General features: G+C 70.7%; 14 protein-coding genes. 10 read left to right on the top strand and 4 right to left on the bottom strand.

Annotation, left to right across the window (positions count from 1 at the left end):
* The first annotated feature begins 119 nt into the window (after window positions 1-119).
* The 5 genes from ACVBEQ_RS14625 to ACVBEQ_RS14605 all read left to right on the top strand — a co-directional run bounded on the left by ACVBEQ_RS14625 (window position 120) and on the right by ACVBEQ_RS14605 (window position 6,432).
* Window positions 120-518 carry a cobalamin B12-binding domain-containing protein gene (locus ACVBEQ_RS14625; protein WP_447154087.1) on the top strand — a complete coding sequence of 133 codons (399 nt, stop codon included), beginning with the start codon at window positions 120-122 and terminating at the stop codon, window positions 516-518.
* Between the two features lie 250 nt (window positions 519-768).
* Window positions 769-1,953, top strand: coding sequence for an ADP-forming succinate--CoA ligase subunit beta (gene sucC, locus ACVBEQ_RS14620; protein ID WP_447154037.1), 1,185 nt, complete (start codon window positions 769-771; stop codon window positions 1,951-1,953).
* A gap of 2 nt (window positions 1,954-1,955) precedes the next feature.
* Entirely contained in the window at window positions 1,956-2,837 is an 882-nt protein-coding gene (sucD, locus tag ACVBEQ_RS14615) for a succinate--CoA ligase subunit alpha (protein WP_447154036.1), read from the top strand.
* A gap of 383 nt (window positions 2,838-3,220) precedes the next feature.
* Window positions 3,221-4,588 carry a DUF5336 domain-containing protein gene (locus ACVBEQ_RS14610; RefSeq protein ID WP_447154035.1) on the top strand — a complete coding sequence of 456 codons (1,368 nt, stop codon included), beginning with the start codon at window positions 3,221-3,223 and terminating at the stop codon, window positions 4,586-4,588.
* Window positions 4,589-4,716: 128 nt separating this feature from the next.
* On the top strand, window positions 4,717-6,432 hold the full coding sequence (locus ACVBEQ_RS14605; RefSeq protein ID WP_447154034.1) for a cell division protein PerM: 1,716 nt from the start codon (window positions 4,717-4,719) through the stop codon (window positions 6,430-6,432).
* Window positions 6,433-6,460: 28 nt separating this feature from the next.
* Here the strand turns inward: ACVBEQ_RS14605 and ACVBEQ_RS14600 are convergent, their stop codons facing one another.
* Both ACVBEQ_RS14600 and ACVBEQ_RS14595 read right to left on the bottom strand, forming a co-directional pair.
* Window positions 6,461-8,365: a substrate-binding domain-containing protein gene (locus tag ACVBEQ_RS14600; protein WP_447154033.1), complete on the bottom strand. Its 1,905-nt coding sequence runs from the start codon at window positions 8,363-8,365 to the stop codon at window positions 6,461-6,463.
* A gap of 143 nt (window positions 8,366-8,508) precedes the next feature.
* Window positions 8,509-9,363 (bottom strand): class I SAM-dependent methyltransferase, encoded by an 855-nt coding sequence (locus tag ACVBEQ_RS14595; protein ID WP_447154032.1) that lies wholly within the window; start codon window positions 9,361-9,363, stop codon window positions 8,509-8,511.
* Window positions 9,364-9,537: 174 nt separating this feature from the next.
* Between ACVBEQ_RS14595 and purN the strand changes: the two genes are divergently transcribed.
* The 3 genes from purN to ACVBEQ_RS14580 all read left to right on the top strand — a co-directional run bounded on the left by purN (window position 9,538) and on the right by ACVBEQ_RS14580 (window position 12,487).
* On the top strand, window positions 9,538-10,182 hold the full coding sequence (gene purN / locus ACVBEQ_RS14590; RefSeq protein WP_447154031.1) for a phosphoribosylglycinamide formyltransferase: 645 nt from the start codon (window positions 9,538-9,540) through the stop codon (window positions 10,180-10,182).
* A complete protein-coding gene (gene purH, locus ACVBEQ_RS14585) occupies window positions 10,179-11,777 on the top strand; it encodes a bifunctional phosphoribosylaminoimidazolecarboxamide formyltransferase/IMP cyclohydrolase (protein WP_447154030.1) in 1,599 nt (532 codons plus the stop codon). The genes purN and purH overlap by 4 nt, the downstream gene beginning before the upstream one ends.
* Window positions 11,778-11,854: 77 nt before the next feature.
* Window positions 11,855-12,487 (top strand): pentapeptide repeat-containing protein, encoded by a 633-nt coding sequence (locus ACVBEQ_RS14580; protein ID WP_447154029.1) that lies wholly within the window; start codon window positions 11,855-11,857, stop codon window positions 12,485-12,487.
* A 214-nt stretch (window positions 12,488-12,701) separates the two neighbouring features.
* On the opposite strand, the gene ACVBEQ_RS14575 is transcribed toward ACVBEQ_RS14580, so the two are convergent.
* Entirely contained in the window at window positions 12,702-13,094 is a 393-nt protein-coding gene (locus tag ACVBEQ_RS14575) for a winged helix-turn-helix transcriptional regulator (protein WP_447154028.1), read from the bottom strand.
* A 75-nt stretch (window positions 13,095-13,169) separates the two neighbouring features.
* Here ACVBEQ_RS14575 and ACVBEQ_RS14570 point away from each other — a divergent pair, with 75 nt between their 5' ends.
* Window positions 13,170-14,105, top strand: a complete 936-nt coding sequence (locus tag ACVBEQ_RS14570) for an SDR family oxidoreductase (RefSeq protein WP_447154027.1) — start codon at window positions 13,170-13,172, stop codon at window positions 14,103-14,105.
* Window positions 14,106-14,264: 159 nt separating this feature from the next.
* Here ACVBEQ_RS14570 and ACVBEQ_RS14565 read toward each other — a convergent pair whose 3' ends face one another.
* Window positions 14,265-15,428: an acyl-CoA dehydrogenase family protein gene (locus tag ACVBEQ_RS14565; protein WP_447154086.1), complete on the bottom strand. Its 1,164-nt coding sequence runs from the start codon at window positions 15,426-15,428 to the stop codon at window positions 14,265-14,267.
* Window positions 15,429-15,663: 235 nt separating this feature from the next.
* On the opposite strand from ACVBEQ_RS14565, the gene ACVBEQ_RS14560 reads away from it, so the two are divergent.
* Window positions 15,664-16,512, top strand: coding sequence for a bifunctional methylenetetrahydrofolate dehydrogenase/methenyltetrahydrofolate cyclohydrolase (locus ACVBEQ_RS14560; protein ID WP_447154026.1), 849 nt, complete (start codon window positions 15,664-15,666; stop codon window positions 16,510-16,512).
* Window positions 16,513-16,523: the final 11 nt, after the last annotated feature.

Genomic DNA, 16,523 nt, shown 5'->3' with positions numbered 1-16,523 from the left:
CCGCAAATGCACCGACCGGCGCTGATGCAGCTGCAATCCCCGATTCGCCGATCACCGCCAATTCGCCGACCGGCGCAAATTCGGCGACCGAGGCCCTTCCGACCGACCCCACCCGGCCGATCAGGGTGGTGGTCGCGAAACCCGGCCTCGACGGTCACGACCGCGGCGTCAAGGTGGTCGCCCGGGCGCTCCGCGACGCCGGCATGGAGGTGATCTACACGGGCCTGCACCAGACGCCCGAACAGATCGTCGCCGCGGCACTGGCCGAGGACGCCGATGCGGTTGGCCTCTCGGTGCTGTCGGGGGCTCACATGACCCAGTTCCGCCGGGTGGTGACCCTGCTCGCCGAGGCCGACGCCCAGGACATCGTGGTCTTCGGAGGGGGCATCATCCCGGCGCAGGACATCAAGGAACTGGCCGAGATCGGGGTCACCGGGATCTTCACCCCCGGCGCGCCGACCAGCACCATCGTCGACTGGCTGCGCGCTCAGGTGGCACCGAGGCTCGCGCAGGAATGAGCGGACGGCGCTGACACCTGTTGCGGTCACACCGGTCCCTGCCGGTGGAGCAGGGAGGGTGCGCGCCGGTCGACCCGGTCCCCGGCGGGCAGGTGTGTTACCCGTCCGGCCCAACGTGTGGGAGGTCTCAGCTCCCCGTCAAGTCCGGCCGTCCATAGGTCGCTAGGGTAACGACGACGGTCTTCGGCGCCCGGGCTTCGGTTGCGCCGGACTCGTTTTCCGGCACCCGCAGTCCTGCGAGGGAGAAGACGTGGATCTGTACGAGTACCAGGCGAAGGAACTGTTCGCCGCACATGGTGTCCCTGCCCCGACCGGTGTCGTGGTGACGACGGTCGACGACGCGGTCGAGGCTGCCTCCCAGCTCGGGACACCGGTGATGGTGAAGTCCCAGGTGAAGATCGGCGGCCGCGGCAAGGCCGGCGGGGTGAAGTTCGCCGCCACCCTCGACGACGTCCGCAAGCACGCGGGCAACATCCTGGGCCTGGACATCAAGGGCCACATCACTCGGCAGGTGCTGATCAGCCCGGCAAGCGACATCGCCGAGGAGTACTACGTCTCCTTCCTGCTCGACCGCTCCAATCGGACCTTCCTGGCGATGGCGACGCACGAGGGCGGCATGGAGATCGAGCAGCTCGCCGTGGAGCGGCCGGACGCGCTGGCGAAGATCCCGGTCGACGCGCTGACCGGCGTCGACCTCGCGAAGGCAACCGAGATCACCGACGCCGGAAGGTTTCCCGCCGAGGTCCGCGATCAGGTGATCGACATCCTGCAGCATCTGTGGGAGACGTTCGTCGCCGAGGACGCGACCCTCGTCGAGGTGAACCCGCTCGTCAAGACCCCCGACGGCACCGTCCTGGCGCTGGACGGCAAGGTCTCGCTCGACGAGAACGCCGGCTTCCGCCACCCCGACCACGCTGCCCTCGAGGACAACGCGGCCGAGAACCAGCTCGAAGTCCGGGCGAAGGAAAAGGGTCTCAACTACGTCAAGCTCGACGGCCAGGTCGGCGTCATCGGAAACGGTGCGGGACTGGTGATGTCGACGCTCGACGTCGTCGCCTACGCCGGTGAAGCCCATGGCGGAATGTCCCCGGCGAACTTCTTGGACATCGGCGGCGGCGCGAGCGCCGAGGTGATGGCGAACGGCCTGGACATCATCCTGTCCGACCCGGACGTCCAGGCCGTCTTCGTCAATGTGTTCGGCGGCATCACCTCCTGCGACGCCGTCGCGAACGGCATCGTCTCCGCGCTCGAGATCCTCGGCGACCACGCGACGAAGCCGCTGGTCGTACGACTCGACGGCAACAACGTCGAGGAGGGCCGGCGAATCCTGAACGACGCGGCGCACCCCCTGGTGACGCAGGCACAGACCATGGACGAGGGCGCCGACAAGGCCGCGGAACTTGCGGCAGCGGCACTGAAGAGCACGGGAGTCTGACGATGGCGATCTTCCTGAACGAAACCTCCCGCGTCATCGTGCAGGGCATGACGGGGTCCGAGGGCATGAAGCACACCCGCCGGATGCTCGCCTCCGGCACCACCATCGTCGGCGGCGTGAACGCCCGAAAGGCCGGTACCACCGTCGATGTCGACGGCACGCCGCAGCCCGTCTTCGGTTCCGTCGAAGAGGCGATGAAGGAGACCGGCGCGGACGTCAGCGTGCTGTTCGTGCCGCCGGCCTTCACCAAGGACGCGATCATCGAGGCGATCGACGCCGGGATCGGGCTCGCCGTCGTCATCACCGAGGGTGTCCCGGTGCACGACTCCGCGAAGGCCTGGGCGCACGCGGTGGCCACCGGCAACAAGACCCGCATCATCGGCCCGAACTGCCCGGGCATCATCTCCCCCGGGAAGTCGAACGCGGGCATCATCCCGGCCAACATCACGGGCCCGGGTCGGGTGGGCCTGGTCTCCAAGTCCGGCACCCTGACCTACCAGATGATGTACGAGCTGCGGGATCTCGGGTTCTCCACGGCCATCGGTATCGGCGGCGACCCGATCATCGGGACCACCCACATCGATGCGCTGGAAGCCTTCGAGGCCGACGACGAGACCGACGCCATCGTGATGATCGGTGAGATCGGCGGCGACGCCGAAGAACGCGCCGCCGCCTTCATCGCCGACAACGTCCGTAAGCCCGTGGTCGGCTACGTCGCTGGGTTCACCGCGCCCGAGGGCAAGACCATGGGGCACGCCGGTGCGATCGTCTCCGGATCGGCCGGCACCGCGCAGGCGAAGAAGGAAGCCCTCGAGGCGGTCGGCGTCAAGGTCGGCAAGACCCCGTCCGAAACCGCACGCCTGCTGCGCGCCGCCATCGCCTGACGTAGCCGCGTGATTGGCGGCGCTTGGATCCCGCGACGCGTGTACCGCGACGCGGGTATCCCGGGGCCGCACGCTCCAGGCGGAGTGATCCCGGCGCGTGGTCCAGGCCGCGTGACCCGGTGCGCGCGATTCGAGGTGCCTGATCCGGGCGCGCTTGTTCACCTGCGGGTCGTCGATGAATTGCGGGGACGCGACCGTTGCCTGGCGCGGTCTGTGCAGACAGGTCGGTACGTTCGAACACGACGCTGTCGAACGTGCCGATCATCAGGTCCAGTCCTGTGGTCGTCACCGCCATACCGGCTGCGCCGACCGGACACTCACCTGTGTCGACGGGTGAGCGCGTTGTCGGCGGTCTGTCGTTGGCGTGACCTGAGGAGACGACCATGACCGGCAACGACCAGCAGCCGACCGGCGACCCGCCGGCCGCACCGTATCGGTCGGCCGCGCCGCAGCAGCCCGCCGGATATCCGGTGACCGGGTACCAACAAGGTGCCTTTTCACCGAGTGGCTCCGCGCAAAGTGGTTCCCCGCAGGCCGTGAACACACAGGGTGCCTACGCCCAGGCCGCGGACCCCCAGGCTGGTTATCCGCAGGCTGGTTATCCGCAGACTGGTTATCCGCAGGCTGCCTACCAGCAGGTCGGCGTCTCCCAGGCGGCATACCAACCGGGCCATGAACGGCAAGCCGCCCCGACAGCGGCGGGTTACGGCGGTGGCCCCGCGGTGCCCGGGCCGGCCGCCTGGACGCCGGCGGACGCTCAACGCGACACCGGGCCGGTGCACGTCATCGGGCGACCCGGCGCCGGCGCTTCGCGGGGTGGCCGCGGCTCCGCCGCCGCGCGAACCCTCGATCCGGCAAGACTTCTCGGCTTGGCCGTCGCTGTCCTCGGCGCCCTGAACTTCCTCTGGGGCTTCCTACCGGAGATCTCGGTCAGCCGCTCCGACGAGTCGTTGTCCGTGTTCGCGGTCGGCCCCGCCTATGTCCCTGTACTCCTGCTGATCGCCGGTCTGCTCGCCCTCGCGGCGTTCCTTCCGGGCAGTGAGGTATCCCGGCTCGCGGTCGCGGCCGTCTCGGTCGGCGGCGCCGCGGGAGCGATCGTGTCGCTGGGCACCGAGAGCTCGGTCCAGATCGCCTTCGGCAGCCAGGCCAGCAAGGGAATGGGCGCCATCCTGCTGGTCATCTTCGGCATCATCCAGGCGGTCGTCGCCATCGGCGCCTACGTCGTCGGCGCTGACGTCCCGCCCTGGCTGCGCGGGAGCGGGTCCGCAGCGGCCACCACGGGCGTGGCCGGTGGGTCGCCCTCAGCGGGGCCATCGGCGGCGTTGGGGAACCCGGTCAGCCGATCCGATCAGCCGGCCGGCCCGGCAGCTCAGGCGGGTGTGTGGTCGCCGGGCCAACAAGGCGGCTACACCGGTCCGTCCGGGCCCGCGACCTGGGGCGCTCCGACCGCCGCGTACGGCTCTTTTGGCCAATCCGGTGGATACGCGGCTGCGGCCTACCAGCCGCCACCGGCGACCGATCGGTCGGCAGACGAGCCGGCGACCGGACCGCAGTTCATCGTCGGGACCGAGACCGACAGGAACCCACTTCGAGCAAGCCCCGCTGCTGACCCAGGGACCGCCGCAAGCGATCCGTCGACGGACGAAGCCGCTTCATCGTCGAAGGCCGGTCCCGATGCGCCGGCCCGGCCCGCCGATCCGGAGCGCGGCCCTGCCGCGGCCGACAAGCCCCGGGGGAACGCCCAGGACTGACCGCCCCAGGGGAATGCCCAGCGCCGACCGGCCCCAGGGGAACGCCCAGGACTGACCGCCGCGCGTTGTCCAGCGCTCCGGCGGCGTGCCTGGCGACGACCCGGCGCTCGTCATGTGACAGTGGCGGGGTGATCCGCCAGTTGGCTCCCGAGCGCCCGACCGCCGTCCAGCCGGAGGTGGCGGGCAGTTCGATCGGCTGGGTGGCCGGTGCAGCCGCGGTGCGCGGCGCCGCGGTGGCGCTGTCCGGAGTGACCTTCGCCGCTGGTTTATCCGTCCTGATCTGGGCGTTGACCCCGGCGTCGGGCGCTGATGCCGGTTCTGCGCTGCGGGCCGGGGTGGCCGGATTCGCCGCGGCCAACCTGATCCCGGTGACCATCGGCAGCACGGTGCTGACCATCCCTCCGCTGCTGTTCACTCTCGCCCTGGCGGCACTGCTGGCGACCACCGCTCGGCGAGGCCGCTTCCTCCCGATCGGCCGTCAGCACGAGGCGCTGGCCGTGCTCGTCACCGCCGGGGTGTACGGGCTGCTGGTCGCCACGCTCACCCGCGGGCTGGGGCCGGAGGGCGTCGTTCCCGCCGGGCGGGTGTGGACCGCAACCGTTCTCGCGCTCGTCGCGACGTCGGGCGGCATGCTGGCCCGTGGGTCCGCGTGGCACGGGTGGTGGTCATCGACCGTCGTGCGCTGGGTCAAGGTGGCCGCGCGGAGCGCCGGAATCGGTGTTGGCGTCCTGATTGGCGGGGGTGGTCTGGCGCTGACCGCCGCGCTGGTCGCGCATTTCGGCTCCGCCGTGGCGGTCAGCGCCCTTGCCGCCCCGTCATGGATGGACGGTCTCGGTCTGGCCCTGCTCGGTGTCGCCTACGTCCCCAACGCCGTCATCGCCGCGACGGGCTACGTCACCGGGGTCGGTTTCGAGATCGGGCCAGGCACGTACAGCCCGTTCGCCTCATCGACGGTCGATCTTCCGGCGCTCCCGCTGTTCGCGGCGGCGCCCGATCATGCGGGCCGGTCCGTGGTCGGCCTGGCGTTCCTGGCTGTGCCGGTGCTGGCCGGCTACCTGATGGCCCGGCCGGCGATCCGCGGACTGGCCACCCGCTCGGAACGGGTCGTAGCGGCGGGGTCGGGTGCCGTGCTGGCGGGCGTCGTGCTGGCCGCCCTGACGGCGGTCGCCCGGGGCAGGATCGGGGACGGTCGTTGGTCGACGATCGGCGCGCCGCCGCTGCTGGTGGGCGCGGTGGTCGCGGTCGAGGTGGGCGTCGTGGCGGTGGCCGTGGCCTCGTTGACCGGTGGCCGTTCGGTGCCGTGGCGCCCGGACCGTCCCATCGCGGTGCTTGCCGACGCCGATGACGACCAGGGCGACCTCGCCGACGACGAAACCCTCGACGACATGGCGGAGTCTGATCCCGGTTCATCACCCGACGGTGATCAGGACGCCGACCGCGGCGACCCCGAAGGCACCGCCGCGAACGATGTCCAGGACTCGACACCCGTCGACACCGGGCTCGCCGACGCCGAACTCGACGACACCGGGCTCGACGACACCGGACTCGACGACACCGGGCTCGCCGACGCCGAACTCGACGACACCGGACTCGACGACACCGGGCTCGACGACACCGGGCTCGACGACACCGGGCTGGACGACACTCGGCATGACGACGCAGCGCCTGACGTAACAGTCCTTGATCAGACAGGCATTGCTGAGGCAGAGCCGGAGGCCGTGGACGAGCCGCGAGCCGAGGTTGCCGTCGCCGACCACACAGCCGACGTCCCCGACCACACCGCCGACACCGCGGAGCACCCCGTCCGCGAGCAGCACACCGACCCCGCCGAACAGCAACGCTGACGGGGCCGGAACGGCACCGACCCTGGCGTCAGCAGCCCGGGCGGCAGAGCCGCTGACCGACCGCATCCAGGAAGATCTCGCCGATCTGGTTGGGGTCCCGTGACTGGTAGGCGACCCCGCCGGTCGCCGCACTGATCTTGCTCAGCGCCTCGACATCGCTCTCCGGCCCGAAGGCGATCGAGATCACCGTCACCGGCCGGGCCCGGTCCTGCTCCGCAGCCAGCGTGCCGAGCAGCTGGTCGAGCGAGATGCTGCCCTCGTCGTCGTTCACCCCGTCGGAGAGCACCAGCACCGCGTTCACCTTCGACGGATCCCAGCCGGCGCGCATGGCCCGCACCGCGTCGAGAACGGTGTCGTACAGCCCGGTCCCGCCTGCCGGGACGGCCTGGATGCCACCGAGTGCCTGGGCCAGCCGCTCCGCGCCGGTGCTGCCGGAACCGTCATCGCCGAGTGTGCTGACCGGGATGAGCTCGCGATGATCACTGGCCCCGTCGAGCTTCCGGGAGAACACCCACAGGCCGATGTCGCTGTCCGCGCCGTACAGCCCCAGACCACGGGTGGCCGCCGCCTTCGCCAGGTCCATCCGACTGGCACCGTCCGCCCCGGGCACCTGGGATTCCATCGACCCGGAGATGTCCATCACCGCCAGCATGCGGGACGGTTCGTTGGTCAGTTGGGCGGTGCGGATGGCGTCGTCGACGGCAGCACCGCCCGGCAGCGCCGACGTCACCCGGACGCCGGGATCGATCCCGTCGACGGAGCGCAGCGCGTCCCCTGGACGCCCGTCAGGGGAGCGGAAGCCGGCATCCAGGAACGCCGTGGACGCCGGTTCATCGGTGAGGACGCCGACCAGCGCGGCCGCCGCCGCTTCCGCGTCCCCGCTAGCCAGCACGACGACCGGATAGTCGAGAGCGACTCCGCCGGCGACCTGATAGACGGCCTGCACCGACGCCCCCGGGTGCGCCTGGTTGTGCTTGACGACCTCCTGCTCGCTGACCGGAACCGCGGTGCCCGGATCGGCGCTGAGCCGATCGAGCAGCTCGCCGCCGTCGACGGGCAGTTGCGGGGGACTTGATCTGACCGCCCAGGTCAGTGCCGCTCTGGCGTCGGGTGTACCGGCGACGGCGGCCCGCGCTGCGAGGATCGCGCCCACCGACGCCGCGGATCGTTGAGGGTCGGGAAGGCCGACCCGGATCGGCGTCGCGGTCCGCCTCGATTCCAGGATGCGGACCGTCTCCGGTGTGCCGTCGGCGGCGGTCAGTTGCGCTGCCGCTGTGCTCGACAAGGCAAGGACCACCGGGCTCGTCGCGACGACGGGATGGGTGGGCGATACCTGAATGCCCGCCGCCGTCGCCCGGTCCAGCCACATCGACGAATCCGGGATCCACACGTCGGCGCCCGCCGCCTTGGCGGCAATCACTGCCGCCGGATCCACCAAGTCGACGGTGACCTTGCAGCCGGCCCCGCCCGAGCGGGTGAGAGCGGTGACGACATCGGCGATCTCCGGAGCGGCCGCGACGGTCAGCTCGCCGTCCGGCAGGACGCACGGCCCCTGGTTGCCCGCCGGTGCCCCGGGCTGACCCGACGCCGAGCCCGACGAACCCGTCGGAACCGAAGAACCAGCAGAGCCCGCAGCTCCTGTCACCGCCGAAGAGGCCGACGATGCAGAGGGAGTCGCGGAAGAGGAGGCTGCCGAGGCGCCACCCGCCGCGGACGTCAGCGCCGGGTCGTCACTGCCTGCGGCCCGCACCCACCACACGACGACACCGGCAGCAACGACCGCCACCGCCACCCCGACCGCAACGAGCGCGCGGTTGCGGCGGGTGTGGTCGCGGTGCCTGCCGTGCCGGGGCGGTGAGGGTGACGTCGCCGGCTGTGATGCGCGCGGGCCCGACGCCGGACCGCCGGCCGGTCCTCCCGGAAGCTCACTCACAGGTCACTCCTCACAGGGCGGTGGCAGTCGATCATCGGACGGCCGTCGGACGCTACCGATTGGTTTCCCCGATTGGCGCCCAACACCCGCCCGCCCTCGAGGTGTCGTCCGGTCGATCGCCGCGGGTGGTGCCGAAGAACCTGTCAGCGCCAGATACTCAGCCCGATCGGACCCATCTGCTCGCTGAACCGACCGTCGTCACCGGTACCGGCGAGGAGCTGCCTCAGTGTGCTGTCGAACGCGTCCAGGCGCTCACCGAACAGATGGGGCGCGGAGCTCGACAACGAGTACACCGAGGCCACGATCTCTTCCACTGAGCGCTCGACCACCCCTCCCGGTATTTCGAGGCGCTGGGGTCCCCGGAACCCTGCGGCCCGGAAGACCTCGTCCTCGTCCCCGGGTGTCCCGGCCGCGAGAACGCCCTGCCCCGCACGTCTGTCGGCCCCGAGAAAACTCTGAATCACCGCGGAGATCGCCTGACGTGGCGGCTGCGGATGAGGCAGTACGTCGTCGGTGGCCATGCCCTCGTGCGTCGTTCCACCCAGATGCACGGCGGCACCATCGGGCGCGAGCAGCCTGCGCACAGTCGCCGCGACTTTGGGCCGGTCCATCCAATGGAAGGACTGCGCGAAGGTCACCAACTTGGGCGGGGGGAGATCGGCCGGGAGGTCCTCGCCCCGCAGATGACGCCAGGTCACGTTCCCGATCTGTTGCACTGCGGCCAGCCGTGCCGCTTCGGTCAGCATGTCCGGGTCCGCGTCGACGCCGATGGCCTCCGCGACGTGCGGCGCCAGCAGCAGCGTCAACGAACCCGGTCCGCAGCCGACATCCAGCAGCACTCCCGAGCCGTCCAGCAGCCGCGCCCCGACGAGCTCGTCGGCCACCCGGCCGGGGTAGGCGACACGGCCCACCGGGTAGTGCCCGGCGCTGCCGGCGTACAGCGACGGATCCCACGTCCACGAGTTTCCTGTCTCCCCATCGGGTGTCAACGGCGCCACCGGCAGAGCATCCCAGGGGGGTCCGACAGTCCGCACCGGTGTGAGGCCACCGTCGGGCCATGCGGCACCGGCGACTACCCTGGGCCCGCCCGGTTCTGCCCACAGCGACCGGTCCGCGCCGCAGAATCCGATGGCGCCACCTTCGACCGACCGCCGAGCAGAGACGGGTGAGACGTGGACGACGATCCGGCCACGCCGGCCGCCGCCTCGGGGACCGCGGACGTCAAGAACATCGTGGTTCTCGCCTCCGGGTCCGGGACACTGCTGCAGGCCGTGCTGGACGACCCCGAACCGAAGCCGTACCGGGTCGCGGCGGTGGGTTCTGACCGGTCGCGCTGTGCTGCCCTGGACCGCGCGGAGGCGGCGGGTGTGCCGTCGTTCGTGTGCCGGCTCGCCGACCACCCGGACCGGGAGGCGTGGAATCGCGGGCTCGCGGTGCTGACTGCGTCCTTCAACGCGGATCTGGTGGTCCTGGCCGGGTTCATGAAGCTCGTCGGGCCGGTCTTCCTGAACGCGTTCCCGGACCGGGTGATCAACGCGCACCCGTCGCTGCTGCCGGCGTTCCCCGGGATGAACGCGCCGGCCGACGCGCTCGCGCACGGCGTCAAACTCACCGGCTGCACGGTGTTCCTGGTCGACGGCGGCGTCGACGCCGGCCCGATCGTCGCGCAACGCGCCGTCCCCGTGCACGACGACGACGACGCGACCGCCCTGCACGAGCGGATCAAGATTGCCGAGCGCTCGCTGCTTCCGGAGGTCGTCACCGCCCTGACCAGCAAGCCCTACACGGTGACCGGACGAAAGGTGAGCATCGGATGACGGCACAGGACGGTCCCATCACGACGGCGGAGGCGGACGGTCGGCGGCCCATCCGGAGGGCGCTGCTGTCGGTGTCCGACAAGACCGGGCTGATCGAGCTGGCGAGCACCCTGCATGCGGCCGGTGTCGCGCTGGTCTCCACCGGCGGGTCGGCCAGGGCGATCCAGGACGCGGGCATCCCGGTGACGCCGGTCGAGGAGGTCACCGGGTTTCCCGAGTGCCTCGACGGGAGGGTGAAAACGCTGCACCCGTCGATCCACGGCGGCCTGCTCGCCGACACCCGGCTGCCGTCCCACCTGGCGCAGATCGCCGAGCTGGGCATCGAGGCGTTCGAGCTGGTCGTGGTCAACCTGTACCCGTTCCGGGAGACCGTCGCGAGTGGAGCGGGTTTCGACGACAGCGTCGAGCAGATCGACATCGGCGGCCCGGCAATGGTGCGGGCGGCCGCGAAGAACCACCCCTCGGTCGCCGTGGTGGTCGATCCGGCCAGCTATCCCGATGTCGAAAAAGCCCTGCAGGCAGGCGGTTTCAGCCTGCGCGAGCGGACGGCGCTGGCCGCCGCCGCGTTCTCGCACACCGCGGCCTACGACGTCGCGGTCGCCTCCTACCTGAACGCCGAGGTCGGCTCGGACGACGATTGGCCGGCCTGGACCGGCGCCACCTGGGAGAAGGTGGCTGGCCTGCGGTACGGGGAGAACCCGCATCAGGCCGCGGCTCTCTACCGGCACTGGCGTCCGGGGCTGGCGTCGGCGCAGCAGCTGCACGGCAAAGAGATGAGCTACAACAACTACGTCGACACCGACGCCGCCTGGCGCGCCGCGAACGACTTCGCCGGCCCGACGGTCGCCATCATCAAGCATGCCAACCCGTGTGGGATCGCCACCGTGCCCGGCGGCGCGGACGACGCGGTTGCGCTCGCGCATCGCCGTGCGCACGCCGGCGACCCGGTCTCGGCGTTCGGCGGCGTCATCGCGGTGAACCGGCCGGTCACCGTGGAGATGGCCGAGCAGGTTGCCGACATCTTCACCGAAGTGCTTGCCGCGCCCGGCTTCTCGGACGAAGCACTGACCGTCCTGACCCGCAAGAAGAACATCCGGCTGCTGTTGATGCCGACCGACTCGGCGCCGGACCCGGTAGAGTTCAGGGCGATCTCCGGCGGCGTGCTGGTGCAGACCCGCGACCGCATCGACGCGCCGGGGGACGACCCCGCGAGCTGGACGCTGGTGGCCGGACCCGCTGTGGACGCCTCGACGATGGACGACCTCGACTTCGCCTGGCGTGCCTGCCGGGCAGTGAAGTCGAACGCGATCCTGCTCGCGAAGGACGCTGCCAGCGTGGGCGTCGGAATGGGGCAGGTCAACCGGGTCGACTCCGCGCGGCTCGCCGTCGAACGCGCGGGGGACCGGGCCGCGGGATCGGTCGGTGCGTCGGACGCCTTCTTCCCGTTCGCCGACGGGGCGCAGATCCTGATCGACGCCGGTGTCCGGGCCATCGTGCAGCCCGGCGGGTCCGTGCGTGATCCGGAGGTCATCGCCGCAGCCGACGCCGCCGGGGTCAGCATGTACGTCACCGGCACCCGCCACTTCTTCCACTGAGCGCGCCGGTCGAACGTCCTGGCCGCCGCCTGAAGGACCACCCCAATGGCCGATCCTGCAATGACGGAGTCCCGCACGTGCCGATCCAGCTGACCCAGACGTCCTACACGGACGAGGATTTCGGTGACGTCGACCTGATCGGGGAGTCCCTGGAGGGCATCTCCTTCGTGGACTGCGACTTCACGGACGCCTCGCTGGCCGATGCGCGGACCCGCCGGGTGACGTTCGAGCGCTGCCGGTTCATCGGCACCGAGATGTACGGCAGCACGCACCAGTCCAGCTCCTTCGTGTCCTGCACGTTCGAACGGGTCGCCCTGCACGGTGCGACGCTGACCGGGTGCCGGCTGACCGGATCGACCTTCACCGACTGCCGGACGGTTCCGCTGACCATCCGGGACTGCGACCTGACGCTGGTGTCGCTGGCCGGCGCGAAGCTGGTCGGCGTCGACCTGTCGGGGCTGCGAATGCGGGAGGCCAACCTGACCGGCGCGATGATGTCCGGCTGCTCGCTGCGTGGTGCGGACCTGACCGGCGTGCGGGCCGACCGGCTCGACCTCACCGGTGCCGACCTGCGCGGCGCGCGGATCGATCCCGCGCTGTGGGTGGGCGCGAAGCTGACCGGTGCGGTGGTCGATGTGGATCAGGCTGTGCTGTTCGCAGCGGCGCACGGGCTGGTGCTGCAGGCGGAGGGCGAGACATCCGTGGCCTGAGCCGTTCGCCGGCGCGCGGCGAGCCGCACGGCTGGGGCCCCGCCGGTCGAGTGCCACGTCAGCAGGGTTTCTGGCGCTGCGGAGGCGCCCAGACCCTGCTCACGTGGCACTGGATCTGATCGCGGCCGCACGGCCAACATCACCTCGCCCGACGTGTGCGGCCAGCGCGACCCCTGCAGCAAGGGGCCGAGCGGGCACGCGGTCTCCCTTCCGCTCAGCCCGCGGTCGCCTCGGCCCGATCGAAACGCTCCCGCGCCTGCTGGACGTCCAGCCGGTGCGCGAGCGCCCAGTGCGAGACCGCGTCCAGCGGGCCGACGAGACCGTGACCCAGATCGGTAAGTGAGTACTCGACCGAGGGCGGTTTCGTCGGAAAAACCGTGCGCTCCACCAGGCCGTCGCGCTCCAGCAGTCGCAGGGTCCGGGTCAGCATGCGGCGGGAGATCCCGGTGGTGGACCTGAGCAGGGCCGAGAACCGCAGAGGGCCCTGCTGGAGTTGGACGACGATCATCACCGACCACTTGTCGCCGATCCGCGCGATGACGTCCTGGATCGGGCAGCCGCTCAGCCGCTGGACCTGCAAGGTTCCCTCGCTGTGACCTGGTGCCATGAAAGAGCCTCCTTGCGGGCGCTTCACTGGTTACTGACGATGACCTGGTTACTGATCATAACCAGGGAGAACACCATGCACCTCGACGGAAAGAACATCCTCACCTTCGGCACCACCGGCGCGCAGGGAGCCGGTCTCGTACCCGCCGTTGCAGCGGTCGGCGGCACCGCGGTGCGGGCCACGACCAACCCGGACCGGGCCCGCCGGTGGCGATCCGAGGGTGTCGCCACCGTCGTCGCTAATCTGCTCGAACCCGACACGGTCCGCACGGCTGTCGACGATCTTGTCCGCGGCGGGGACCCGGTGTCCGGCGTCGAAGCGGCAGCCCTGCACGTCCCATTGGGCCTCGGTGGTCCCGCAACCGTCGAGGCGGTGATCGCCTCGATCGGCGCACTGCGGGAGGCCGGCCTGCCGGTCTCGGTCAACCTCGGTTCGCCGGTACCGCCGCCGGGCGTTCCTGACCCGTTCGGTGCCCGGGCCATGGCGGCGGCCGTGCTGGAAACCGGCGCGGTGGCGCTGAGTCCGACGGCGTACCTCGAGAACCACGCGGCGCCATGGGCTCTGGATCCGATCAGCCGCGGCGAGCTGCCGTATCCACGTCCCTCGGGTGACACCGTCGCGTGGATCGCTGCCGCGGATCTGGGAACCGCGGCGGTTGCCGCGCTGAGTTCGGACATCGCCGGCGAATTGTTGGTCCTCGCCGGCCCACAGCGGCTGACGTTCGACGACCTGGCCCGCGAACTCGCCCTGGGACTGGGGCGGGACCTTGCGTTCCAGAGGGTGTCACCGGCACAGTACGCAGACCTGTTGCGGCCCTTCATGGGTGGAGCGGCGGACGCCGTCGGGAGCGTCTACGCCTCGATGCCGGAGGGTCCGAACCCGCTGATGACACCGCGCGCCGAGCCGACCTGGGAACGGCTCGGTGTGACGCCGACCAGTGCTCGGACCTGGGCGTCCACCGTGCTCGCTGCAGCACTGCGCGCGACAGTCACGCACACCGCCGTCACCTGAACACCGCGGTCACGTGAACACCGCTGCGACCTGAACACCGCTGCGACCTGAACACCGCTGCGACCTGAACACCGCCGCGACCTGAACACCGCCGCGACCTGACACCGCCGCCACCTGAACCACTGTCAGGCGAATGGCGTGAGCCAGGGAATCCGGAGCTCAGACGAACGCCGACTTGCCGGTGATCGACCGGCCGACGATCAGCGCGTTGATCTGCGCGGTGCCCTCGTAGGAGTACAGCGCCTCGGCGTCGGCGAAGAACCGGACGGCGTCGCGGTCGAGCAGGATCCCGTTGCCGCCCAGGATTTCTCGCGCCCAGGCCGCGGTCTCGCGCAGCCGCGTCGTCGAGTACCACTTGGCGAGCGCCGCCTGCTCGTCGCGGAAGATGCCGTCCTGCTGCAGCTGGGAGACCCGCACGGCCATCCCGAGCGACGCGGTGATGTTGCCCAGCATCTTCGCCAGCAGATCCTGGATCAGCTGGAAGTGCCCGATCGGCTTTCCGAACTGCACGCGCTCCTTGGCGTACTGGACCGCGGCGTCGTAGGCGCCGATCTGGCAGCCGACCGCGGACCAGGTCACCCCGCCGCGAGTGGTCCGCAGAACGCGGGCGGTGTCCTTGAACGAGTTCGCGTTCTGCAGTCGGTTGTCCTCGCTGACCCTGCAGTCGGTCAGCATGATGTCCGCGTTCTGGACGGTGCGCAGCGACGCCTTGTTCTCGATCTTGGTCGCGGCGAAACCGGGGGAGTCCTTTTCCACGACGAATCCCTTGACCTGGTCGTCGTCGACGTCCCTTGCCCAGATGATCGTCAGGTCGGCGAACGTCGCGTTGCCGATCCACCGCTTCGCGCCGTTCAGCACCCAGTGATCGCCGGTGCGTTTCGCCGTCGTCCGCATCCCGCCGGCCACGTCCGAGCCCCCGTCGGGTTCGGTCAGCCCGAACGCCCCGATCAGCTCCATCCGCTGCATCGCGGGCAACCAGCGTCGCTGTTGCTCCTCGGAGGCGCAGAGCGCGATGGTGCCCATCGCGAGCCCGCTGTGTACCCCGACGAAGGTGGCGATCGACGGGTCGACCCTGGAGATCTCCAGCCCGACGAAACCGGTCAGCAGCTGGCTGTGCGGCGTCGACCCGTCCAGCCCGTACGCCCGCCCGATGATGCCGACCTCGGCCAGCGGCTCGATGATCTGGAACGGGAACTCCGCCCGCGCCCAACAGTCCTGGGCGACGGGCGCGACGTGCGTGGTGAGGAAGTCGCGGGTGCGCTGCACCACCTGCCACTCGTCCGGGGTCAGCATCGCCTCGTACCCGAAGAGGTCGGCCGACATCAGGTCCGGTGGATCGCCGCCCTCGGCCGCAGCGGCGGATCGGGCGGGCGCGAGCAGTTCCGAGGGAGCAGACATCCATCCACGGTAAGCGGCGTTCGCCGACCGCCGCGGGCTTCGGGCGGGATCGTCGGGTTCATCCCGATTCGGCAAGCGGCGGCACCGGCAGCGCGGTTCGGCGGGCGACTCGTCGCGGTCGGAACGGTCGGGCCACGCCGGGATGGCATCATGACCTCTCGTGACCGCGACCCTGCTGGACGGCCGAGCGACGCTCGCGGTGATCAAGTCCGAACTCCGGTCCAGGGTGCAGGCGCTGGCCGAGCGGGGGATCGTCCCCGGGCTCGGCACCGTCCTGGTCGGCGACGATCCGGCGAGCCGCTGGTACGTCGCGGCCAAGCACCGGGATTGCGCGGAGCTGGGCATCGCCAGCATCCAACGGGAGCTCCCGGCCGGCACCGGCCAGTCCGAGGTCGAGGCGGTTGTGGACGAGCTGAACGCCGACCCGACCTGCACCGCCTTCCTCGTCCAGCAGCCGACGGGCCTCGACGAGTACTCGATCCTGAGCCGGGTCGACCCCGTCAAGGACGTCGACGGGCTGCACCCGCTGAACCTCGGCGCGCTCGTCCTCGGCCGGCCCGCGCCGCTGCCCTGCACGCCGCTGGGCATCGTCGAACTCCTGCGCAGGTACGGCGTCCCGATCAACGGGGCGCATGCCGTGGTGGTCGGTCGCGGCCTGACGGTCGGCAGGCCGCTCGGACTGCTGCTCACCAGGCGCACCGAGAACGCGACCGTGACGTTGTGCCACACCGGAACCCGTAACCTCCGGGATTTCGTCGCGCAGGGAGACATCGTCGTCGCCGCTGCGGGGGTGCCCGGGCTGATCACGCCCGGGATGGTCAAGCCCGGGGCGGCCGTGCTCGACGTCGGCGTCAGCCGGGTGGACGGCCGGATCGTCGGAGATGTCGATCCGGACGTTGCCGGGGTGGCGGGTTTCGTCGCACCCAACCCGGGTGGTGTCGGTCCGATGACGCGCGCCATGTTGCTGTCCAACGTGGTCGCGGCCGCGGAGGCCGGCGCCGCCCGATGATGCGAATGCGG

It is taken from the genome of Nakamurella sp. GG22, assembly GCF_052976845.2.
This window is presented reverse-complemented; position numbering and strand designations above follow the sequence as displayed.

Bases quoted from the DNA above. Each gene is read 5' to 3' on its own strand.
- sucD (WP_447154036.1), top strand. From the start codon at position 1,956: ATGGCGATCTTCCTGAACGAAACCTCCCGCGTCATCGTGCAGGGCATG.
- ACVBEQ_RS14565 (WP_447154086.1), bottom strand. From the start codon at position 15,428: ATGTCGGCCGACCTCTTCGGGTACGAGGCGATGCTGACCCCGGACGAG.
- ACVBEQ_RS14575 (WP_447154028.1), bottom strand. From the start codon at position 13,094: ATGGCACCAGGTCACAGCGAGGGAACCTTGCAGGTCCAGCGGCTGAGC.
- ACVBEQ_RS14570 (WP_447154027.1), top strand. From the start codon at position 13,170: ATGCACCTCGACGGAAAGAACATCCTCACCTTCGGCACCACCGGCGCG.
- purH (WP_447154030.1), top strand. From the start codon at position 10,179: ATGACGGCACAGGACGGTCCCATCACGACGGCGGAGGCGGACGGTCGG.
- ACVBEQ_RS14610 (WP_447154035.1), top strand. From the start codon at position 3,221: ATGACCGGCAACGACCAGCAGCCGACCGGCGACCCGCCGGCCGCACCG.